The organism is Caldicellulosiruptor hydrothermalis 108 (assembly GCF_000166355.1).
Lineage (GTDB): Bacteria > Bacillota > Thermoanaerobacteria > Caldicellulosiruptorales > Caldicellulosiruptoraceae > Caldicellulosiruptor > Caldicellulosiruptor hydrothermalis.
Window position 1 is genome coordinate 683,538 of the sequence record NC_014652.1, and the last position, 20,892, is coordinate 704,429.

At 37.2% G+C, this 20,892-nt stretch carries 20 protein-coding genes; 19 read left to right on the forward strand and 1 reads right to left on the reverse strand.

The features are described from left to right. The first annotated feature begins 12 nt into the window (after positions 1-12). A complete protein-coding gene (locus tag CALHY_RS03230; protein ID WP_013402579.1) occupies positions 13-813 on the forward strand; it encodes a Cof-type HAD-IIB family hydrolase in 801 nt (266 codons plus the stop codon). Positions 814-997: 184 nt separating this feature from the next. After that, complete coding sequence (gene speD, locus CALHY_RS03235; protein WP_011916845.1) at positions 998-1,372, forward strand: adenosylmethionine decarboxylase; 375 nt, start codon at positions 998-1,000, stop codon at positions 1,370-1,372. Between the two features lie 242 nt (positions 1,373-1,614). On the opposite strand, the gene CALHY_RS03240 is transcribed toward speD, so the two are convergent. Then, a complete protein-coding gene (locus CALHY_RS03240; protein WP_013402580.1) occupies positions 1,615-2,376 on the reverse strand; it encodes a Fic family protein in 762 nt (253 codons plus the stop codon). 119 nt (positions 2,377-2,495) lie between these two features. Here CALHY_RS03240 and CALHY_RS03245 point away from each other — a divergent pair, with 119 nt between their 5' ends. From CALHY_RS03245 to CALHY_RS03325, 17 genes are all read left to right on the forward strand, one after another. Then, entirely contained in the window at positions 2,496-3,434 is a 939-nt protein-coding gene (locus tag CALHY_RS03245; RefSeq protein ID WP_013402581.1) for a carbohydrate kinase family protein, read from the forward strand. Positions 3,435-3,455: 21 nt separating this feature from the next. Further along, complete coding sequence (locus tag CALHY_RS03250) at positions 3,456-3,725, forward strand: ACT domain-containing protein (protein ID WP_013402582.1); 270 nt, start codon at positions 3,456-3,458, stop codon at positions 3,723-3,725. Between the two features lie 24 nt (positions 3,726-3,749). Continuing rightward, positions 3,750-5,108 carry a PFL family protein gene (locus CALHY_RS03255; RefSeq protein ID WP_013402583.1) on the forward strand — a complete coding sequence of 453 codons (1,359 nt, stop codon included), beginning with the start codon at positions 3,750-3,752 and terminating at the stop codon, positions 5,106-5,108. Between the two features lie 26 nt (positions 5,109-5,134). Then, positions 5,135-5,971, forward strand: a complete 837-nt coding sequence (gene dapF, locus CALHY_RS03260; RefSeq protein ID WP_013402584.1) for a diaminopimelate epimerase — start codon at positions 5,135-5,137, stop codon at positions 5,969-5,971. Positions 5,972-6,048: 77 nt separating this feature from the next. After that, on the forward strand, positions 6,049-6,222 hold the full coding sequence (locus CALHY_RS03265) for a hypothetical protein (protein WP_238524575.1): 174 nt from the start codon (positions 6,049-6,051) through the stop codon (positions 6,220-6,222). Positions 6,223-6,265: 43 nt separating this feature from the next. Further along, a complete protein-coding gene (gene secG / locus CALHY_RS03270) occupies positions 6,266-6,502 on the forward strand; it encodes a preprotein translocase subunit SecG (protein ID WP_013402586.1) in 237 nt (78 codons plus the stop codon). Between the two features lie 97 nt (positions 6,503-6,599). Then, positions 6,600-7,157, forward strand: coding sequence for an HDIG domain-containing metalloprotein (locus CALHY_RS03275; RefSeq protein ID WP_013402587.1), 558 nt, complete (start codon positions 6,600-6,602; stop codon positions 7,155-7,157). 26 nt (positions 7,158-7,183) lie between these two features. Beyond that, positions 7,184-9,334 carry a ribonuclease R gene (gene rnr / locus CALHY_RS03280; RefSeq protein ID WP_013402588.1) on the forward strand — a complete coding sequence of 717 codons (2,151 nt, stop codon included), beginning with the start codon at positions 7,184-7,186 and terminating at the stop codon, positions 9,332-9,334. Between the two features lie 16 nt (positions 9,335-9,350). Next, on the forward strand, positions 9,351-10,955 hold the full coding sequence (dnaX, locus tag CALHY_RS03285) for a DNA polymerase III subunit gamma/tau (RefSeq protein ID WP_013402589.1): 1,605 nt from the start codon (positions 9,351-9,353) through the stop codon (positions 10,953-10,955). Positions 10,956-10,969: 14 nt separating this feature from the next. Then, positions 10,970-12,052, forward strand: coding sequence for a DUF362 domain-containing protein (locus CALHY_RS03290; RefSeq protein ID WP_013402590.1), 1,083 nt, complete (start codon positions 10,970-10,972; stop codon positions 12,050-12,052). Positions 12,053-12,339: 287 nt separating this feature from the next. Next, the gene (gene hpf / locus CALHY_RS03295; protein ID WP_013402591.1) at positions 12,340-12,885 is read left to right on the forward strand and encodes a ribosome hibernation-promoting factor, HPF/YfiA family; all 546 of its coding nucleotides are present in this window, start codon (positions 12,340-12,342) and stop codon (positions 12,883-12,885) included. A gap of 160 nt (positions 12,886-13,045) precedes the next feature. Beyond that, positions 13,046-15,592, forward strand: a complete 2,547-nt coding sequence (secA, locus tag CALHY_RS03300) for a preprotein translocase subunit SecA (protein ID WP_013402592.1) — start codon at positions 13,046-13,048, stop codon at positions 15,590-15,592. 38 nt (positions 15,593-15,630) lie between these two features. After that, positions 15,631-16,750, forward strand: a protein-coding gene (prfB, locus tag CALHY_RS03305) for a peptide chain release factor 2 (RefSeq protein ID WP_148222337.1) whose coding sequence is annotated in 2 segments (ribosomal slippage) — positions 15,631-15,705 and positions 15,707-16,750 — 1,119 coding nt in all. Because the reading frame shifts where the segments join, the coding sequence is not laid out codon by codon here. After that, positions 16,747-17,196: a chemotaxis protein CheW gene (locus tag CALHY_RS03310; RefSeq protein WP_013402594.1), complete on the forward strand. Its 450-nt coding sequence runs from the start codon at positions 16,747-16,749 to the stop codon at positions 17,194-17,196. Before prfB ends, CALHY_RS03310 begins: the two co-directional genes overlap by 4 nt. A gap of 75 nt (positions 17,197-17,271) precedes the next feature. Further along, positions 17,272-18,591: a sensor histidine kinase gene (locus CALHY_RS14010; RefSeq protein WP_013402595.1), complete on the forward strand. Its 1,320-nt coding sequence runs from the start codon at positions 17,272-17,274 to the stop codon at positions 18,589-18,591. A gap of 16 nt (positions 18,592-18,607) precedes the next feature. Beyond that, positions 18,608-19,795 (forward strand): response regulator, encoded by a 1,188-nt coding sequence (locus tag CALHY_RS03320; RefSeq protein ID WP_013402596.1) that lies wholly within the window; start codon positions 18,608-18,610, stop codon positions 19,793-19,795. Between the two features lie 23 nt (positions 19,796-19,818). After that, positions 19,819-20,862 (forward strand): response regulator, encoded by a 1,044-nt coding sequence (locus tag CALHY_RS03325; protein ID WP_013402597.1) that lies wholly within the window; start codon positions 19,819-19,821, stop codon positions 20,860-20,862. The last annotated feature ends 30 nt before the right edge of the window (positions 20,863-20,892 follow it).

A 20,892-nucleotide genomic window follows, 5' to 3' on the forward strand; every position in this document is an offset into this window, starting at 1 on the left:
GGAGAAAAAAATATGATTAAGCTTGTTGCGACAGACCTTGACGATACGCTTTTTACAAAAGATTTGACGGTAACTGAAAAGAATATTAAAGCCTTAGAGTTTTTAAAGCAAAATGGAGTAATTTTGATATTAGCTTCAGGAAGACCATATCCTTCTGTTAAAAAGGTGGCATATGACCTTCAAAATTTTTACCCAATGATAACATACCAAGGTGCACTTGTTTATGACCCAAAAAATGACAAAAAGCTTTATGGCTGCGAGATTCTACCAGATGATGCAAAAGAGCTTGTAAGGCTTGCAAAAGATGAAGGAATTCATGTTCACATTTACATTGACAATATATGGTATGTTGAAGCTATTAACGAAAAGACAGAGTATTACAAAAATCTTACAAAGCTTGAGCCACATATGGTTGAAAATTTACTTGAATTTATCGACAGACCCGTCACAAAGGTTTTGTTTTTTGATGAACATGAAAGATTGAAAGCATTAAAAGAAAGTCTTCCAGAGGATTTTTCGAAGAAATTTAACATAATGTTTTCAAAACCCTTCTTCTTGGAATTTACAGATATCAATGTCTCAAAGGGGAATGCTCTTAAGTTTTTAACTGAGTACTACGGTTTAAAAAGAGAAGAGGTTATGGCAATTGGTGATGGTGACAATGACATTTCAATGATTGAATATGCAGGGATAGGCGTTGCTGTTGAAAATGCAGTTGAAAAGTTAAAAGAGGCTGCTGACTTTGTTGTTGCAAAGAGTGATGATAGCGGTTTTGCACAGGCTATAGAAAAAGTATTCAACGTTCATTTTTAAATTTTCAATCATATAATAGGATAAGAAAGAGAAAAACAAAGATTTTAATAAGAAAACGAGAGCTAATTTAAAAATTTAAAGGAAAATGATATTTTTTAAAAAAATATATTGACTTTTGAAAAAATTTTGCTAAAATTAATTCTGTTACTTGAAAAGAGTAAATTCCAAGAAGGAGGTAGGGAAGATGCACGCATTGGGCAGGCACATAATAGCAGAACTTTACGGGTGTGACAAGGAAGTGCTCAACAACAGAGAACTTATCGAAAAGATAATGGTAGAGTCAGCACTAAAAGCAGGTGCAGAAGTAAGAGAGGTAGCGTTTCATAAGTTTTCACCACAGGGTGTAAGTGGTGTTGTTGTAATTTCAGAGTCACACCTGACAATCCACACATGGCCAGAGCTTGGCTATGCAGCAGTTGATGTATTTACATGCGGTGAGAGAGTTGACCCATGGCAGGCTTGCAACTACATCACAGAGATGTTAAAAGCTAGCCACATGACCACTACAGAGGTAAAAAGAGGTTTGTTCGAACAACCTGTCAAGGTAGCAAACCTGTAATAATACCTCCTTTTTGTTGATGGTATAGAAGGCAGTGTTAAAGTTTTGAAGGGATGTGGAACTGGGAATTCTATAAGGAGGATATGCCTTTTTAAATTGTGTTACATTTTGAGGTTTTAGATGTATGAAAGAATACAAAAAGGGAAAAATATTTAACAGAAAGACCCCCTTTACTTAAATAAAAATATTTTCGGTGCACAGTAGAGGTTACTGTGCACCATTTTTTTTGTATTCAAACATCTTTAAGCCTTGCTCAGAAGACCAAAATACAGGTCAAAAGTTTTGTTTATTCTTTCGCATACCAAAATTATGAAATCATCATATGCATCTTCAATGCAAGCTTTATCTAATGCTTGGTAATAATATGCCCGTATTTCTTTTGGTATTATTGCGATAGGATATCCATTCCTCATAAGCTCTAAGTTCATCAAAAGTCTTGCTGTGCGCCCGTTCCCGTCGACAAAAGGATGTATTTTTACAAAGTCTGCATGAAGGATAGAAGCTTTTACCACAGGGTGTGCTTCGAGATTATTTATTCTTTCAACCAACTGGCTCATCATGTAAGGTACTTGAGTGTAATCAGGAGGTGTGAAACTTGCTCCAGAGATATATACATTCTCTTTTCTATAGACGCCTGCATTTTTGTCGTCAATTCCTTTAAGAATTAACTTGTGCAAACTCTTTATTTCCCATTCTGAAAGAGATGTACTGTTTTTTATCAGTTCTTCTAAATATAGAATTGCTTCCTTATGATTAATAACTTCTAAGTGTTCTTTTAATGTTTTTCCAGCAACTGTTATACCATTTTCCAAAACAACTTTTGTTTCATAGATTGTTAATGTATTTCCTTCTATTGCATTAGAATGATATGTCCAGTCAAGAATAAGTTTTTCTTTTAGGCTCTTTATAGAATTTTCAGGAAGAGGCCTTAAAGAGTCTAATTTTTCTTTTTTTTGATTTAGGATATCTAAAAATAGCTGAACATCTCTGCTGAGCTCAAACATTTGTTTATCCCTCTATTCTAAAAGTAGATGATATATATATTTTACCCTATTCTTCTTCACTTCTGAATATTAAATGTTCTATAATAATGTTATACTCGAAAAAAGGAGGTTGTTGGTTTTTGAAGGTTGTTTGCTACGGCGAGGTTTTAATAGATTTTTTGAATGTAAAAGAAAACCTGTTTGAAGCAAACCCGGGCGGTGCACCTGCAAATGTGGCAGCAGCAGTTGCAAAATTTGGCGGAAAATCCTATTTAATCTCACAGGTTGGGAATGACATGTTTGGTAGAATGATTATAGATAGCCTTTCTGACTGTGGTGTTGATATTTCAAATGTTAAAGTGACGGATGAGTATTTTACGACACTTGCGTTTGTAAAGCTTGATAGCAGGGGTGAGAGGTCTTTTTCGTTCTCAAGAAAATATGGTGCAGATGTTTACCTAAAATTAGAAGATATTGATATGAATATCGTAAAGTCAGCTGATATATTTCACTTTGGTTCTCTTTCAATGACATATGAACAAAACAAAAGAACCACGTTAGAGCTTTTAAAGATTGCAAGACAAAGTGGTAGCACAATTTCATATGACCCAAACTACAGAAGTAGCCTGTGGGAAAGCCAAAAAAAGGCTTTAGATACCATGATTGAACCTGTTGAAAATGGGTTTGTTGATATTCTGAAGATGTCTGAGGAAGAGGTTTTGCTATATGAAAAGGACGTAAATAACTTTTATAATAGAATAAAAGACAAGGTAAAGATTTTTCTTGTGACATTTGGTGCAAAAGGTAGTAAGGTTTTCTTTAAAGAAAAGTCATATTTTGTGGACACAATTGAAGTTAACGTTGTTGACACAACAGGATGTGGAGACTGTTTTGTCGGCATGGTTTTGCATGAAATTTCAAAATCTTTGCCAATTGAGAATATATCAGAAAACGATATTATCAACATTGTAAAAAAAGCAAACATTGCAGGGGCTCTCTGTGCCACCAAGAAAGGTGCTATTCCTGCAATTCCTGAATATGGTGAGGTTATGGAAATATTTGAAAGCTTAAAACAATAAGATTTTTGGGGGATAACAAAAATGAGAGCAATAATAACAGTTGTTGGTAAAGACAGAGTTGGGATAATTGCGGCAATTTCAACTCTTCTTGCTGAGAATAATGTGAATATTTTGGATATTAGTCAGACAATCATGCAAGGATTTTTTACAATGATAATGCTTGTTGACCTTCAAAATTGTAAAATAAAGTTTTCTGAACTTAAAGATCTTCTCATAAAAAGAGGGCGGGAGATTGGCGTTGATGTAAATATGCAACATGAAGACCTTTTTAACGCTATCAACAGGATTTAGCTTTTTTGAGGAGATGAAGAGAAGATGTTTACATCACAAGAGATTATTGAAACAATCAATATGGTAAAGCAGAGCAATTTAGATATCAGAACAATTACAATAGGTATTAGTCTTTTTGATTGTAGTTCAGATGTTCCGCAAAAATTTATTGATAACATGAAAAAAAAGATTATAAAATATGCATTAAACCTTAAAAGCGTGGCAAATGAGATAGAAGATATGTTTGGTCTTCCAATTGTCAACAAAAGGGTAGCTCTTACACCTATTTCTCTTTTGACCTTTTCTTATTCTTATGAAGATTTACTGAAAGTTGCATCTGCTATAGATGAAATCGCAAAAGAACTTGACATAGATCTGATAGGCGGCTACTCTGCCATAGTACACAAAAATTATGATGACAACGCTAAGAAATTTATATCTTCAATTCCCGATGCAATAGCTCAAACAGACAGACTTTGTTCATCTGTGGATGTTGGTTCAACACGCTCAGGAATAAATCTTGATGTTATATCTCACCTTGGATATATAATAAAAGAAATTGCTAAAAAAACAGCTCAAAAAGATAGTTTTGGCTGTGCAAGGTTTGTTGTGTTTGCAAACGCACCAGATGACAATCCGTTCATGGCTGGTGCGTTTCATGGGACAGGCGAAGGTGATGTTTGTTTGAACGTTGGAATCTCAGGTCCTGGTGTTGTAAAAAGGGCTTTGGAAGAAAACAAAGATGCTTCGATTGATGAGGTCTATGAGACAATCAAAAAAATGGCATTTAAAATAACAAGAACAGGTCAGCTTGTTATGCAGTATGCATGCAAAAAACTTGGCATTCCTGCAGGGATTGTGGATCTTTCGCTTGCCCCAACTCCAAAGGTTGGTGATAGCATTGCAGAGATACTTGAAGAGATGGGACTTGAAAAGGTTGGCGGATATGGCACAACATTTGCTTTAGCGCTTTTGAATGATGCTGTAAAAAAGGGCGGAGCAATGGCTGCAACATTTACAGGAGGACTATCTGGTGCATTTATTCCTGTATCAGAAGATTCTGGTATGGTAAAAGGGGTTGAAAGTGGAGCACTTACATTGGAAAAACTTGAGGCTATGACAAGTGTGTGTTCTGTTGGGCTTGATATGATTGTTGTGCCGGGCGATGTTGAACCTGAAATAATATCTGGCATGATTGCAGATGAGATTGCAATTGGTGTTTACAACAACAAAACAACAGCTGTGCGCGTAATTCCCGCATATGGTAAAAAAGAAGGAGATGAGGTCAACTTTGGCGGACTTTTGGGAAGGGCAAAGGTGATGAGTATCAACAGAAGTTCACCAAAAAGGCTAATTGAACGTGGAGGAAGAGTTCCACCACCTGTAATTTCGCTGAGAAATTAAAACTTTTTAAAGGGAGGTACAAGAAAATGCTTTTTTCAAAGATGCACGGGCTTGGAAATGACTTTATTGTAATAGATGCAAGAGGTAAAGAGGATATAGATTATAACTTGCTTGCAAAGAGGATGTGCCATCGACACATTGGAGTTGGTGCAGATGGTCTGCTGCTTGTATTAAATTCAGATATTGCTGACATCAGGATGAGAATTATCAATTCTGACGGCTCTGAGGCTGAGATGTGCGGAAATGGAATCAGGTGTTTTGCAAAATATGTATATGAAAGAGGAATTGTGAAAGCCACTAAATTCAAAGTTGAAACATTGGCAGGCATAATTGAGCCTGAGCTTTTTGTAAACGAATATGGACTTGTTGATAAAGTTAAAGTGAATATGGGAAAGCCCAGCTTTAAAAGAAAAGATATACCAATGCAAGGCGACCCAGAAAGTGATGCCATAAATACATCTATTGTAGTTGATGGCAATGAATACAGAATTACATCTCTTTTGATGGGTGTTCCGCACACTATTTTGTTTGTTGACGATGTTGAAAAGGTGGACATTTATACCTTGGGACCAAAAATAGAAAAGCATGAGGCTTTTCCAAGAAAGACAAATGTCAATTTTGTTCAGGTGATTGACAAGAATAATATAAAGGTGAGAACTTGGGAAAGAGGTGCAGGGGCTACATTTGCGTGTGGCACAGGCTCTTGCGCCTCTGTGATAGCATCTAACTTAAATGGCTTTACAGAAAGAAAAGCAAATGTCCACCTTTATTTTGGAATTCTTGAAATAGAGTGGCAAGAAGACGGTATAGTTTTTATGACAGGACCTGCCGAAGAGGTTTTTGTTGGGGAATATTTGGATTAAAGCTCATCATTTTGATTGAATTTTTCTTAGCTTGTGGTATAATTTTAATATGGTTTTTATGGCTTTTTGCAAGGAAGGTGAACGTATTGAAAGTCTTCTATGTTAAGATTGAATACAAAGATGGAAGAAAAGTAGAAGATATCTTTCTCACAAACGCTAAGGCAAAAGAGATGTGCGATTTGCTTTTAGGTGAGGACAAAGAGGGTTCTATTAAGCTTGTTGAAACAAAGTGCAGGGAAGTTGACCTGTAATTTTTGCAGTCAATACTAAATTTTTAGGAGGTTTTAAAAACAGATGGCAAAGATAATACTGACCATTTTAGAGCTTCTTTTAGCAATTGCACTTATAATTGTTGTGCTTTTGCAGTCTGGCAAGAGCGCAGGACTTTCTGGTTCAATTGCAGGTGGTGCTGAGACATTTTTTGGGAAGTACAAGGGAAGAACACTTGATGCTATGCTTGGAAGGTACACATGGATAATCGCAGCGGCTTTCTTTGTTGTATCAGTAATCTTGTTCTTTGTAATAAAGTAAAACCTGAGGTTGAATGTCAACCTTGGGTTTTTATTTTAACCATGAATGTTCACAATATCTTACAAAACGCTTAATACAAAAGGAGGAAGGTTTTAAAATGAGCGTCACACGTGAAGTTGCGCTAGAAGAGCTCAAGAAGAGAATAAAGACACAGAATCTTTTCAAACACTGTTTGGCTTGTGAGGCTATCATGCGCGAGCTTGCATGCTATTTTGAACAGGATATGGACAAGTGGGGGATCTGCGGACTTGTCCACGACATAGATTATGAAGAGACAAAAAACCACCCGAGCGCGCATAGCTTGGTTGGCGCAAAAATTTTGGAGGATTTGGGGTTTGACAAGGACATTGTGTATGCTGTGAAGGCTCACAACGACGCGCACGGTCTTCCAAGGCTTTCTCTTTTGGACAAGGCACTTTACTGTGTTGACCCAACATCTGGTTTCATTGTTGCAGGTGCTCTGATTTTACCATCAAAAAAACTTTCAGATGTGACGGTACCGTTTTTATTAAACAGATTCAATGAAAAAAGCTTTGCAAAGGGTGCAAACAGAGATCAGATGAGAGCATGTTCTGAGCTTGGGCTTGAGCTTGAAGAATTTTTAGGAATAGCACTCAGAGCTATGCAAAAGATATCTAATGAGCTTGGTTTGTAAACTTAAAAAAAGGATGTGATAGTCCTGTGAAAAAAATTAAATTTGAAGAGAAAAAACAGGAGGTTTTAAATCTTTTCCAGGAAGAAAGCTATCATCCCATGACGTTTTCAGAAATCCTTGAGATTTTGAACTGGCAGGAAAAGGATGAAAAGCTACTGAGAAAAATTCTTGATGAGCTTGAACAGGAAGGAAAGATTGTAAGAACAAAGCGCGGCAGGTTCGGTCTTGCCGAAGAGATGAACCTGTTTGCAGGAGTGCTTGAGGTAAACCCGCGCGGCTATGGTTTTTTGATTCCTGACAACCCCAATGTACCCGACATTTATATCTCACCTGAGAACATGAACGGGGCAATGCATGGCGACAGGGTGCTTGTAAAGGTACTTTCTCTTCCGCCTGTTGAGGGCAAAAAAGTAGAGGGGTTTGTTGAGAGGATTTTGCAAAGAGGTATCACAAAAGTTGTTGGAAGGTATGAGGATAGCAAAAACTTTGGTTTTGTCATTCCAGATGACCAGAGGATAACATATGACATCTATATTCCTAAAAGCGGGAAGAACAAGGCTAAAACGGGTCAGAAGGTTGTTGTTGAGATTACCAGGTATCCTGAAAAAAGAAGAAACCCTGAGGGGAAAATTATTGAGATTTTGGGGTATGAAAATGCCAAAGGTGTTGACATTCTCTCAATAATCAAAAAATATGAACTTGACGAGGAGTTCCCGAAAGAGGTACTAAAAGAAGTTGAGAATATTCCTGATGAAGTGACAGAAGAGGATTTAGAAGGAAGGGTTGACCTTCGCAACTTAACAATCTTTACAATCGATGGTGAGGATGCAAAAGACTTTGACGATGCAGTGTCTATCAAAAAACTTCCAAACGGGAACTATCTTTTAGGTGTTCACATTGCAGATGTCAGCCACTATGTAAAACCAAACACCCATCTTGACAAGGAAGCTTACAGGCGCGGAACGTCTGTGTATCTTGTTGACAGAGTCATCCCAATGCTTCCGTTTAAGCTTTCAAATGGCATCTGTTCGCTCAACCCCAATGTTGACAGATTGACATTTTCTGTTTTGATGGAAATTGACAAGCAAGGAAATGTTGTGAAACATGACATATTTGAGAGTGTTATCAGAAGCAAGGAGAGAATGACGTATACAAATGTTACAAAGATTCTCAAAGAAGAGGACAAAGAGCTTTTGAAAAGGTATGAACATATAAGAGAAGACTTAGAGCTAATGCGCGAGCTTGCTTTAATTTTGCGAGAAAAGAGAATGAAAAGAGGGGCTTTGGACTTTGATTTTGATGAGACAAAAGTCATACTTGACAAAAACGGCAAACCCATAGACGTTATCCGATATGAGCTTACAATCTCTAATAAAATAATTGAAGAATTCATGCTAATTTGCAACGAGACAGTTGCAAATCATTTCTACTGGCTAAATGTTCCGTTTTTGTACAGGGTTCATGAAGAGCCTGATATTGAAAAGATTTACCAGTTTGCAGAGTTTATATATAACATGGGATATGTTCTAAAAGGTATTTCGAACAAGGTACATCCCAAAGCTTTGCAGGCAGTTTTAGAGCAAAGCCGTGGCACGCCAGAAGAAAGGGTTATTCATACGCTGTGTTTGAGGTCGCTCAAAAAAGCAAGGTACTGTGAAGAAAACCTTGGCCATTTTGGTCTTTCGACAGAATACTATTGTCACTTTACTTCTCCAATAAGAAGGTATCCTGATCTTGTGATACACAGGATTATGAAGGATGTTTTAAAGGGTAAAATGACAGAGAAAAAAGCTCAAAAACTCAAACTTAAAATGCCAGAGATTGCAAAGTGGACATCACAGAGAGAAAGAGTTGCAGAAGAAGCAGAACGTGAAACGGTTGACCTCAAGAAGGTTGAATTTATGCAAGACAAGATTGGTCAGGTCTTTGAAGGAATTATTTCGAATGTCACACCATTTGGATTTTTTGTTGAGCTTGAAAACACAATCGAAGGCTTGGTAAGAGTGAGCTCTTTAGAGGATGATTATTATGTCTTTAATGAAAAAACTTATCAGCTGATAGGCGAAAAGTCAAAAAAGGTATACAAAATTGGTGACAGGGTCAAAGTAATGCTCATTGACGCTAATGTGCCACTAAGACAAATAGAGTTTGCTGTTGTGGAAAAACTCAAAATGTAAAAAAAGGGTGATAAGTATGCACATAGCACTTTATAGAAAATACAGGCCCAAAGTTTTTGAAGATGTGGTTGCCCAGGATCATATAACCAAAACGTTAAAAAACCAGATAAAACAGGACAAAGTAGCACACGCATACATCTTTTGCGGCCCGAGAGGTACTGGCAAGACAACAACTGCAAAGATAATGTCAAGAGCTGTGAACTGTTTGAATCCCAAGGATGGGAATCCATGCAACGAATGTGAGGTTTGCAGGAGCATTTTAGATGAAAAGACGCTTGATGTTTTGGAGATTGACGCTGCATCAAACACAAGTGTCAATGACGTGAGGCAAATCAGGGACGAGGTCAGATACCCACCTTCTGTTTGCAAAAAGAAGGTATATATAATAGACGAGGTACACATGCTCTCAACAGGGGCTTTCAACGCGCTTTTAAAAACCCTTGAAGAGCCCCCCTCCCATGCACTTTTTATTCTGGCAACCACAGATATCCAGAAAGTGCCTGCAACCATCTTGTCCAGGTGTCAGAGGTTTGATTTTAAAAGGATTTCTGTAAAAGACATATATGAAAGACTCAAAAAGATTGTTCAGATGGAAAATATATCAATTGATGATAATGCCCTCTATTTGATTTCGCAAAAGGCAGAAGGAGCTCTGAGGGATGCTTTGACCATATTAGAAAGGTGCATAAATACATCTGATGAACATATAACCTACAAGTTTGTTGCAAACCTTTTGGGGGTTACATCAACCGAGATAGTAAAAGAATTTATTGCTGCTATTGTAGAAAATGATTCAAACAAAGGACTCAAGGTTGTAAACAGGCTTTGGGATGAAGGAATGGATGTCAATACCTTTTTAGAAGAGGCTGTGAAGCTTTTGAGAAGTGCACTTATTTTGCGACTTGGTGCAAAAGATGTTTTGGTTGACATGCTCGAAAGTGATAAATCTTTTGTCATGAACATATCAAACCTTGTTGACTCAAACAGGCTTGTGTCAAGCATAAAGATGCTTATCGACACTGCTAACCAGGTACGCTGGACAAGATTTCCAAAGGTTTTGCTTGAGATAAATACAATAAAGCTTTGCGACAGCCAGTTTGATACCTCATTTGAAGCACTCCTTGAGAGAGTGCGAAAACTTGAGACAAAGCTTTCTCAGCTTGCCGAAAATCCCAAAGCTTTTGAAGCCATGAAACTTGGCAAGGCTCAATCTACAAAACAAGAGCAAAAGACAGCGCATATTGCTGACAAAAGCGCAGAAGGTGTGGATAGCAATGCATCTTTTTCATGGTCTGAGATTTTGAGCAGGTGGCAGGAAATAAAAGAGGCTATCAAGGAGGAAAAGCCGGGACTTTCGCATGTTCTTCAAAATGCCAGCTTGAGGTTTGAAAATGGTGTGACGGTATGTTTTAAGCAGGAAGATGGTGTGTTTGCAGATGTTTTGATCAGAAACATTGAGTATTTTAAATCAGTTTTAAAAAGAATTGTAGGTTATGAGGGTGAAGTCTCTGTTGAGGTGGAAAGGAAAAAGTCTTTGAAGGAAGATGCTGTATCTGACCAGGAGATAATAAACAAGCTCAAGGACGTCTTCCCTGACACAGAGATTACTATAAAAGAGTGAAAGGAAGAAAGAATATGAACAACAACATTTACATTATCTACGGTAAAGATGCTAAATCTATGACAAAACAGCTTCTTGAATATGCCGATGTGAAAAGTTATATTCCTATGAAGAGCAAAATTGCTATAAAGCCCAACTTGGTTGTTGCAAAGCCGTACACCTCAGGTGCTACAACAAATCCACATATTGTTGAAGGAATCATAGAGTACTTGAGGGAAAATGGATTTGAAAACATTGCAATTTTAGAGGGTGCATGGCTTGGCGCTTCCACAAAAAGGGCGTTTGAAGTTTGCGGGTATACTGAGATTGCAAAGAAGTATGATGTAAAGCTCATTGACACGAAAGATGACAAGCCTTTGAAGATAAATGTTGATGGATTTGAGCTGAACATTTGTAGCCAGGTCTATAGCTACGATTTTTTAATAAACGTTCCACTTTTGAAAGGGCACTGCCAGACACAACTTACCTGTGCTTTGAAAAATCTCAAAGGGCTTATTCCTGACAGTGAAAAGAGAAGGTTTCACACACTTGGTCTTCACAAACCAATTGCCTACTTGAACAAAGCAATAAAGATACATCTAATAGTGGTGGACAGTATTATGCCAGACCCTGACTTTGAAGAGGGAGGAAACCCTGTTGAGAAGGATTTTATAGCCCTTGGCTTTGACCCGGTTTTGATAGACAGCTTTGCCGCCGAGCATCTGGGATACAATCCATATGACATTGAATACATAAGATTGGCAGAAAAATTGGGTGTTGGGAAAGCAGGTGAGTATAATCTTATAGAAATAAATCCTGAGAAAAAACCAACTGGATTTTCAAAAAGATCATCTATTGTTTCAAGATACGCAAAGTATATTGAAGAAAAAGATGCATGTTCAGTCTGCTATGCAAATTTAATAAGTAGCCTTATGAGACTGGATGAGCATGGACTTTTAAAAAAGCTTTCAAAAAAACTGTATATTGGCCAGGGATATAAAGGGAAAGCTATGGATGGGATAGGAATTGGGAGCTGCACAAAAGATTTTAATATATGCAAACAGGGGTGTCCTCCAAAGTCAAACGAGATTGTTGAGTTTTTAAAACAGAATTTATAGAAAATATTCATGCTCAGGGCACATGCATGTAAAAGAAGATGTATGTGCCTTTTTTGTTTGCTTAAAAAATAGAAAGTAACTTTTCAACACCCAGAGAAGCTTGGGAAATAACATATCCACAGAGTTATCCACATTATTCACAACTCATTTTTTAACAGAATGGATATTTGGCTATTGTGAATTGTGGATAGTTTTGTGGAAAAAATTTTTGTGTAAATAAGTTGAAATTGGTGGTATATATATAATATCAAACAAAAACCTTCTACATAGAAAGGATGGTCAATATGATGAACTTTATCATCAGCGGCAAGAACATAGAAGTAACAGATGCACTAAAAGAGAGGATTGAGAAAAAACTTTCAAAGCTTGAGAGGTATATTAAACTTAACACAGATGTTCATGTAACTTTGAGTGTTGAGAAGATCTCACACATAGTTGAAGTGACAATACCTTTCCATGGAATGATTTTGAGAGCTGAAGAGAGAAGCAACGACATGTACAGTGCCATAGATTTGGTGGTTGACACCTTAGAAAGGCAAATCCGAAAGTTCAAAACAAAGATAGCAAAAAGGGCAAAAGATGCAGAGTCTTTGCGATACATGACATTTGACATTGAAGAGCCTGAAAAGGAAGCTACAGAAGAAAATGGTGAGTTTAGAATTGCCAAGACAAAGAGGTTTCCAATAAAACCAATGAGCGTGGAAGAGGCTATTTTGCAGATGAATTTGCTTGGTCATAACTTCTTTGTATTTTTGAATCAGGACACAGATAAGGTGAATGTGGTGTATAGAAGAAACGACGGTGCATATGGTTTAATCGAACCTGAATATTAAAAAAGTTTTTTAACAAAAGAAAAAAATTAAGAGCATCACTGCCCCCGCTCAAGGCAAAGATTTGTCTTGAGCGGATTTTTGTTTGAATATACCCTCAAGAAGTGATAAAATAATTATTTGAAATGTCCAAAAAATTTTTGAAAAAATCGAGGGTGGAAAGATGTTAAAGATAATTGAAAAACTTATAGGCAGCTACAGTGAAAGAGAGATAAAAAAAATCTTGCCAATAGTTGACAAGATAGAATCACTTGCATCGGAATATGAGAGGTTAACAGATGCAGAGCTGAGACAAAAGACAGATATATTCAAACAAAGGCTAAAAAATGGCGAAACTTTGGACGATATCCTGCCAGAAGCGTTTGCAGCTGTGAGAGAAGCTGCTTGGCGGACTTTGAAGATGCGCCATTTTAGAGTCCAGCTTATAGGCGGCATAGTTCTGCACCAGGGCAGGATTGCAGAGATGAAAACCGGTGAAGGTAAAACCCTTGTGGCAACTCTACCTGCGTACTTGAACGCTTTAGAGGGCAAGGGTGTTCATATAGTAACTGTTAATGACTACTTGGCAAAAAGAGACGCTGAGTGGATGGGACCTATTTACAATTTCTTGGGACTTTCTGTTGGTGTGATAGTTCATGGACTGACACATGAAGAGAGGAAAAAAGCGTACAACTGTGATATCACCTATGGTACAAACAATGAGTTTGGGTTTGATTACTTGCGAGACAACATGGCAATTTACAAAGAAGAGCTTGTGCAAAGAGAGCTAAACTATGCAATAATCGACGAGGTTGACTCAATCTTGATTGATGAGGCAAGAACGCCTCTTATCATCTCAGGTCCTGCTGAGAAATCAACAGACCTTTACAAAAGAGCAGACAATTTTGTAAGAAGACTAAAACCTCTTTATTATAACAGTGATGATGACAAACAAATGCCTGATACAACCGGCTATGACTATATAGTAAACGAGAAAAGACACACAGTTTCGCTCACAGAAGAGGGTATAAAAAAAGCTGAGAAATATTTTGGTGTTACAAACTTAGCTGACCCGGAAAATGCAACCCTTCACCATCACATTATCCAGGCACTAAAGGCTCACGGGCTTATGAAAAGAGACAGGGACTATGTTGTAAAAGATGGGCAGGTAATAATTGTTGATGAGTTTACTGGAAGACTTATGTATGGTCGAAGGTTTTCAGAAGGGCTTCACCAGGCCATTGAAGCAAAAGAAGGTGTGAGGATAGAAAGAGAAAGCAAAACTTTGGCAACAATAACTTTTCAGAACTATTTCAGGCTGTACAAAAAACTTGCTGGTATGACAGGTACTGCAAAAACTGAAGAGCAGGAGTTTAGAGAAATCTATAAGCTTGATGTCATAGAAATTCCTACACACAAACCAATGATACGAGTCGACCATCCAGACAAGGTTTACAAGACAGAAAAGGCAAAGTTTGAGGCAATTGTTCAGGAGATTGTTGAGACTCATAAAAAAGGTCAGCCTGTTTTGGTTGGTACTGTGTCAATTGAGAAGTCTGAGATGCTGAGCGAGATGCTCAAAAAACATGGTATAAAACATGAGGTTTTAAACGCAAAACACCACGAAAAAGAGGCTATGATAATTGCAAAGGCTGGCCAAAAAGGTGCTGTGACAATTGCAACCAACATGGCAGGCCGTGGAACAGACATTGTTTTAGGCGAGGGTGTTGCTGAGCTTGGTGGCCTCAAAGTAATCGGTACAGAGAGGCATGAAAGCAGGCGAATAGACAACCAGCTTCGTGGAAGAGCCGGCCGTCAGGGTGACCCCGGCGAGTCAAGATTTTATGTGTCGCTTGAGGATGATCTAATGAGGCTTTTCGGGTCTGAGAGGATTAAAAACCTTGTTGAGTCGCTTGGCTTGCCTGATGACCAGCCGATTGAACACAAGCTCTTGTCTGATGCCATTGAAAAGGCGCAAAAGAGGGTTGAAGCGCGAAACTTTGAGATACGAAAACATCTTTTGCAGTTTGACGATGTTTTGAACAAGCAAAGAGAGATAATATACTCACAAAGGCGCAAAGTTTTAGAAGGTGAGAACTTAAGAGACTCTATCTTGGGCATGATAGATGAGCTTGTGGACTACAAGATAAAAGTGTACACAGGCGAAAGTCCTCATCCTGAAGACTGGGATATAAAAGGTCTTTTGCAGGATTTGAAGTTTATATTTTTAGAAGATGAGCTTTCTGAGCAGGATGCAAAAAATATGACAAAACAGGAGCTAAAAGAAAAGCTCATCTCAATTGCAAAAGAAAAATATGAGAAGAAAGAACAAGAAGTTGGCGAGCTTATGCGCGAGCTTGAAAGGGTTGTGCTTTTGCGAGTTGTTGACATGCACTGGATGGAACACATAGATGCAGTAGAACAGCTGAGAGAAGGCATATCTCTTCGCGCAATCGGTCAAAAAGACCCAATAGTTGAGTTCAGGTTCGAAGCGTTTGAGATGTTTGATGAGATGGTAAAAAGAATCCAGGAGGACACAATAAAGATTATACTTCATGCAAATGTTGAAAATATGCCTCAAAGAGAAAGAGTTGTTAAAGAGATGTATGAAAATGCACCATCAGACACACCTGTGAGAAAACCTGTTGTGAAAACACAGAAGGTTGGAAGAAACGATCCATGTCCTTGCGGGAGCGGCAAAAAATACAAAAAGTGTTGCGGAGCAGTTTGATTTTTTAAAATCATAATTAGAAGGAGTGGTCTTGAAATATGCTTATGCTTGAAGAAATCTTGCAGAGGCTTGAGAAGGCAGAAGAAGACCTCAAGGAAATGAGGGTTTCTCTTTGACATCGACAGGCTAGAAAGTGAACTAAAATCGTTGGAAAGTGAAACTTCAAGGCCTGATTTTTGGCAGGACTTAGAGAACTCTCAAAAAGTTTTGCAGAAAATAAAAAGACTAAAGGACAAGATAGAGAGGTTCCAAAAACTATATTCGCAGTGGGAAGATTTAAAAGTACTGACAGAGCTGAGCTTGGAAGAAGGAAACCATGAGATGGCAGAAGAGCTTGAAAAAGAGCTTTTGGACCTTGAGAGGAAAATAGAGGATTTCAAGATAGAGGTCCTTTTAAACGGTCCTTATGACAAAAACAATGCAATACTTTCAATTCATGCGGGTGCAGGCGGCACAGAAGCTCAGGACTGGGCAGAGATGCTACTTAGGATGTACACGCGCTGGGCAGCAAAAAAAGGTTACAAGGTTGAAACTTTGGACATTCTACCTGGGGAAGAGGCAGGTATTAAAAATGTCACAGTTCGCATAGTTGGTGAGAATGCCTATGGTTATTTGAAAGCTGAGAAAGGAGTTCACAGGCTTGTGAGGATTTCTCCATTTGATGCAGCGGGAAGAAGACATACTTCTTTTGCAGCGGTTGAGGTTCTGCCCGAGGTTGAAGATGACACAGACATTGAGATAAAAGAAGAAGACCTTGAGATAGACACCTTCAGAGCATCTGGGGCAGGTGGCCAGCATGTTAACAAGACAGAGTCGGCTGTTAGAATAAAGCACATTCCAACAGGTATTGTTGTAACATGCCAGAATGAGAGGTCCCAGCACAAGAATAGGGAAATTGCTCTCAAAATTTTAAAAGCAAAACTTTTAGAGCTCAAAGAAAAGGAGAGAAGAGAAAAGATTCAAAAACTCAAGGGTGAGCAGACAGAAATTGGCTGGGGAAATCAAATAAGGTCTTATGTATTTTGCCCGTATACTTTGGTTAAAGACCACAGGACAGAAGCAGAAGTAGGAAATGTTGAGGCAGTAATGGACGGTGAGATAGATGTCTTCATAAATGCGTACCTGAAGAAATTTAGAAACGAGGAGGAAGTTGCATGAAACAGTATGTCATTTTCAATGTAGGAGACTACAGCTTTGGGGTTGACATACTTGAGATTGTTGAGATTATAAAGCCAAACAAGATTGTAAAGGTACCAAGTATGCCTCAGTATGTCGAAGGGATTATTGATGTGAGAGGCACATCTGTCCCAGTTTACAACCTTGCAAAACGGCTCGAGATTGAGTCAAAGGCAGAAGCACAGAAAATCATCATTGTAGAGCTTTCTAAATTCCAGCTTGGTTTTTTGGTTGATGATGTCTCTGAGATACTCAAAATTGAAGATGACAAGATTGAAAAGGCAAGTGAGAGCATCAGGGGAATCAAGCGAAAATTCATTGACTCGATTGCGCGTGTCGGTAATGACATGATTATCATTCTTGACCTTAAAAATGTGCTTACAATGGAAGAGGAAGAAAATATACAGGAGTTTATAAAAAATTCATAAAGGGTATATATAGAGTGAGGAAAAACTTAGCACCTCACTCTATTTTTTTTGTTTATTTTTTAAGAGGTGAGAACGATGAAAATATTGATTGTAGATGACTCACCTTTCATTGTTAAGCAAATTGAAGGTATTATTGAATCTATGGAGATGAAGTGTGATATATTTGTTGCCGAAAGTGGAGAGAAAGCTATTGAGATGGTAAGTCAAAACGAGTTTGATTTAGTGCTGTTGGACATTGTTTTGCCTGATATAAATGGGTTAGAGGTTCTTAAATTTATAAGAAGAGTCAAAGATTACGGTGAAGTTTTTGTGATTGTTATGACATCGCTTGAAAGTGATGAGGTGTTGGAAGAAAGTTTTAACCGTGGCGCTAATGACTTTATCAGAAAACCTATTAAGCCTATTGAGTTGTCATCACGGCTGAGGGCTATTGTTAGAATGAAAAATTATCAATATCTCTATAAAATGTCACTTGAAGATTTAAAAGAAAAGAACAATCAGCTTATTGAACTTACTGCAAAGTTAAAACAAACCCAGGATTTTTTGGTCCAAAGCGAAAAGATGTCAGCCATTGGTCAGCTTGCAGCTGGTGTTGCCCATGAGATTAACAATCCTTTGGGCTTTGTGATTACCAATATAGAGGTTCTCCAAAAATACTTTGACAAGATTGTCGATATAGTAAACAGATATAGTAATATTATCAAAATTTTAAACGATCCTGAAACACAAATCAGTTCAATAAGAAATCTTATCAACGAGGTAGAGGATTTAGAAAGGAAATACAAAATTGAATTCATATTAGAAGATATACCTCAGCTTCTGAAAGAAACCCAGGAAGGACTGCAAAGGGTGTCGCAGATTGTTCAGTCGCTTAAGAGATTTGCACGCAGTGGTCTTGAGAATAAAAAGACGTTTGAAGATTTGAACGATATTATAGAAGAAACTTTGCTGATTGCCAGAAACGAGCTAAAATACGATGTTGAGGTAATTAAAGAGTATGGTGAAAATTGTCACGCATATATCAACCGTGGGGAAATAGGACAGGTGGTGTTAAATATCTTGATGAATGCAGCTCAGGCTATAAAAGGTCAGCAAGACAGAACAGAAAAGGGACATATTTACATAAAAACGTGGCGTGATTCTGAGTATGTTTACTGTTCTATAAAAGATGATGGTCCAGGGATAAAAAGAATATATCTTTCAAGAATTTTTGAACCATTTTTCACTACAAAAGATGTTGGCAAAGGCACAGGGCTTGGTTTGAGTATATCTTACGATATCATTGTTAACAAACATGGTGGTAGTATTTGGGCGGAGAGTGAAGAAGGTAAAGGAGCGAATTTCATTTTCAAAATACCTGTTAATGGCCAGATGACAGAAGAAAATGAAAATTAAAGAAGTGGTGGTATTTATGAAAAAATCAATTTTATTTGTTGACGATGAAAAGAATATTTTAAGAGCACTTTATAGGGTCTTTTGCGAAGAGGATTACAACCTATTCTTTGCAGAAAGTGCTAAAGAAGCGTTAGATGTTTTAGAATCCAATGACATGGATATTATAATTACCGACTTTAGAATGCCTGGCATGTCTGGGTATGACCTTCTGAAGGTTGTTAAGGAAAAGTATCCTCATGTTATAAGAATCATTTTAAGCGGGTACGCTGATGAGAATATCGTCTTTAAAGCTCTGCAGACAAATGTTGCAAAGGTTTATATCTTAAAGCCGTGGAATAATGAGGAATTAAAAGAAATCATAAAAAACGTTATCGAGTTAGAAGACAAAATGAGAGAAAATAGATGTTTAGAAATAATTAATAATATCGATTATCTACCAACCCTTAAAAATCTTTACAGCACAATTTGTAAAGTCATCGAAAATGAGGATGATATCAATAAAGTAGTAAAGATTATAGAACAAGACCCAGCAATAGCTTCGAAGATTTTGCAGATTGCAAACTCAGCTTTCTACAACCTGAAAACCGCTTCTGTAAAGCAAGCTGTTGTATATTTGGGACTGGTAAATGTCAGAAATATAGTATTAAACGCAGCTGTATTTGAATGTGTTGGCGATGGTGATTATAAGACTTTGCTTTGGGAGCATGCAAATCTTACTAATAAGATTTTTTATTATATCTATGAAAGAATACTTGGGAAAAAAGTTCAGGATTCGTTTGCATCTGCAGGGCTTTTGCACGGAATTGGTCAGATACTTCTTTTAAAACTTTTCCCGCAAAAATATAAAGAGTATAGAAAAAGGATAATGTATTCGGATCAGTATATAGACTTTGAGGAGTTAGAAAAAGAAATCTTTGGTTTTACTCACACAGAACTTGGGGCGGTATTGTTGAGCTGGTGGGATATCCCTTTGCCGGTCGTCGAAGCAGCGTTTTACCATCACAAACCTAATAGTAACAATATTATAAACAGAGAAATTGTATGTGCAGTAAATATAGCGTGTTATTTGGCCTGGGACTTGGCTGGAGTCAAACAATCTGAGGAACATGTGAATTATAGCAAGAGATTTCTAAAACTTGACTGTGACAATTGTGTAGATTTAAAACAGTTGTATGAAAATTTGTTCAACAAGCAAGAAAACTAAAGTGTAAAGGGTGTGTTAAAGGTATGGGCCAGTATACAGTGCTGTTTGTGGATGATGAGGAGAATATTCTACATTCAATAAAAAGAGCACTTATGGATGAGGAATACAGATGTCTTTTTGCAAATAGTGGTAATGAAGCTTTGCAGATACTTGAAAAAGAAAAAGTAAATGTAATTGTGGCTGACATGAAAATGCCAGAAATGGATGGACTTACTCTTCTCAAAATTGTCAAGCAAAAGTATCCCAAAGTTGTTAGAGTAGTTCTTTCGGGTTTTACTCATCTGCCTCAGGTATTAGCAGCCATAAATCAAGCAGATATATACAGGTTTATAACCAAGCCCTGGAGCATAGAAGATGAACTAAAAGTTGCTATAAATCAAGCGTTAGATTATTATAAGATTCAAGAAGAAAGGGAACAACTTACAAAGGCATTAGAAAAGAGAAATGAGATGTATCAGAATTTGCTTAAAACCATCAACAACAAAATGCAGGAGATTAACAATAGTAACGAAATTTTGCGTGAAATCATCAATTCAATAATTTCGTTTTTTATTCAACTATGTAAAACGCAGAAAAGTATTGATAATTTGATAGAGGTCATGGGGAATGCAAAAAATTTATTGTCAAGGTTTATACTCATTATGCCAATCTCAACTGTAAAGTTTTCTCCAACAAGATTAAAAAAAGACCTTGAGAAAGATTTGTCTAAGCCTGATAAAATGCTTAACAGTATTGTTATTAACTTAGATTCCAATTGTCGAAATGTAATTATCGTAAGTTGGTATGGCATAATATTATTTACGGTTGAAGAAATTATTGAATGGATAGGAAAGAACAATATAGTAGAAACTATCAAGCTAATGGTCAGTTACAATGAAGAGAATAAAAAATTTGTTATTACAATTCCTATTTCAGACAGTATAGATGAAAATCTTGCAATGTTTTTAATTATCTTAAAGTTTTTTACATCAAAGTTTGAAGGAAATATAAGGCTTGATAAAGTCAATGGACAAAACTCAATAATAATAGAATTTGGAATGAAAACAGCTGAAAAAATCGTTAATTGAAATTATGATGAAAACAAATTTTATGAAGAA

What these genes read in the sequence shown, in the direction of transcription:
- CALHY_RS03230 (WP_013402579.1), top strand. Translation starts at nt 13, where the DNA reads ATGATTAAGCTTGTTGCGACAGACCTTGACGATACGCTTTTTACAAAA.
- speD (WP_011916845.1), top strand. Translation starts at nt 998, where the DNA reads ATGCACGCATTGGGCAGGCACATAATAGCAGAACTTTACGGGTGTGAC.
- CALHY_RS03240 (WP_013402580.1), bottom strand. Translation starts at nt 2,376, where the DNA reads ATGTTTGAGCTCAGCAGAGATGTTCAGCTATTTTTAGATATCCTAAAT.
- CALHY_RS03250 (WP_013402582.1), top strand. Translation starts at nt 3,456, where the DNA reads ATGAGAGCAATAATAACAGTTGTTGGTAAAGACAGAGTTGGGATAATT.
- CALHY_RS03255 (WP_013402583.1), top strand. Translation starts at nt 3,750, where the DNA reads ATGTTTACATCACAAGAGATTATTGAAACAATCAATATGGTAAAGCAG.
- dapF (WP_013402584.1), top strand. Translation starts at nt 5,135, where the DNA reads ATGCTTTTTTCAAAGATGCACGGGCTTGGAAATGACTTTATTGTAATA.
- secG (WP_013402586.1), top strand. Translation starts at nt 6,266, where the DNA reads ATGGCAAAGATAATACTGACCATTTTAGAGCTTCTTTTAGCAATTGCA.
- CALHY_RS03275 (WP_013402587.1), top strand. Translation starts at nt 6,600, where the DNA reads ATGAGCGTCACACGTGAAGTTGCGCTAGAAGAGCTCAAGAAGAGAATA.
- dnaX (WP_013402589.1), top strand. Translation starts at nt 9,351, where the DNA reads ATGCACATAGCACTTTATAGAAAATACAGGCCCAAAGTTTTTGAAGAT.
- CALHY_RS03290 (WP_013402590.1), top strand. Translation starts at nt 10,970, where the DNA reads ATGAACAACAACATTTACATTATCTACGGTAAAGATGCTAAATCTATG.
- hpf (WP_013402591.1), top strand. Translation starts at nt 12,340, where the DNA reads ATGAACTTTATCATCAGCGGCAAGAACATAGAAGTAACAGATGCACTA.
- secA (WP_013402592.1), top strand. Translation starts at nt 13,046, where the DNA reads ATGTTAAAGATAATTGAAAAACTTATAGGCAGCTACAGTGAAAGAGAG.
- CALHY_RS03310 (WP_013402594.1), top strand. Translation starts at nt 16,747, where the DNA reads ATGAAACAGTATGTCATTTTCAATGTAGGAGACTACAGCTTTGGGGTT.
- CALHY_RS14010 (WP_013402595.1), top strand. Translation starts at nt 17,272, where the DNA reads ATGAAAATATTGATTGTAGATGACTCACCTTTCATTGTTAAGCAAATT.
- CALHY_RS03320 (WP_013402596.1), top strand. Translation starts at nt 18,608, where the DNA reads ATGAAAAAATCAATTTTATTTGTTGACGATGAAAAGAATATTTTAAGA.
- CALHY_RS03325 (WP_013402597.1), top strand. Translation starts at nt 19,819, where the DNA reads ATGGGCCAGTATACAGTGCTGTTTGTGGATGATGAGGAGAATATTCTA.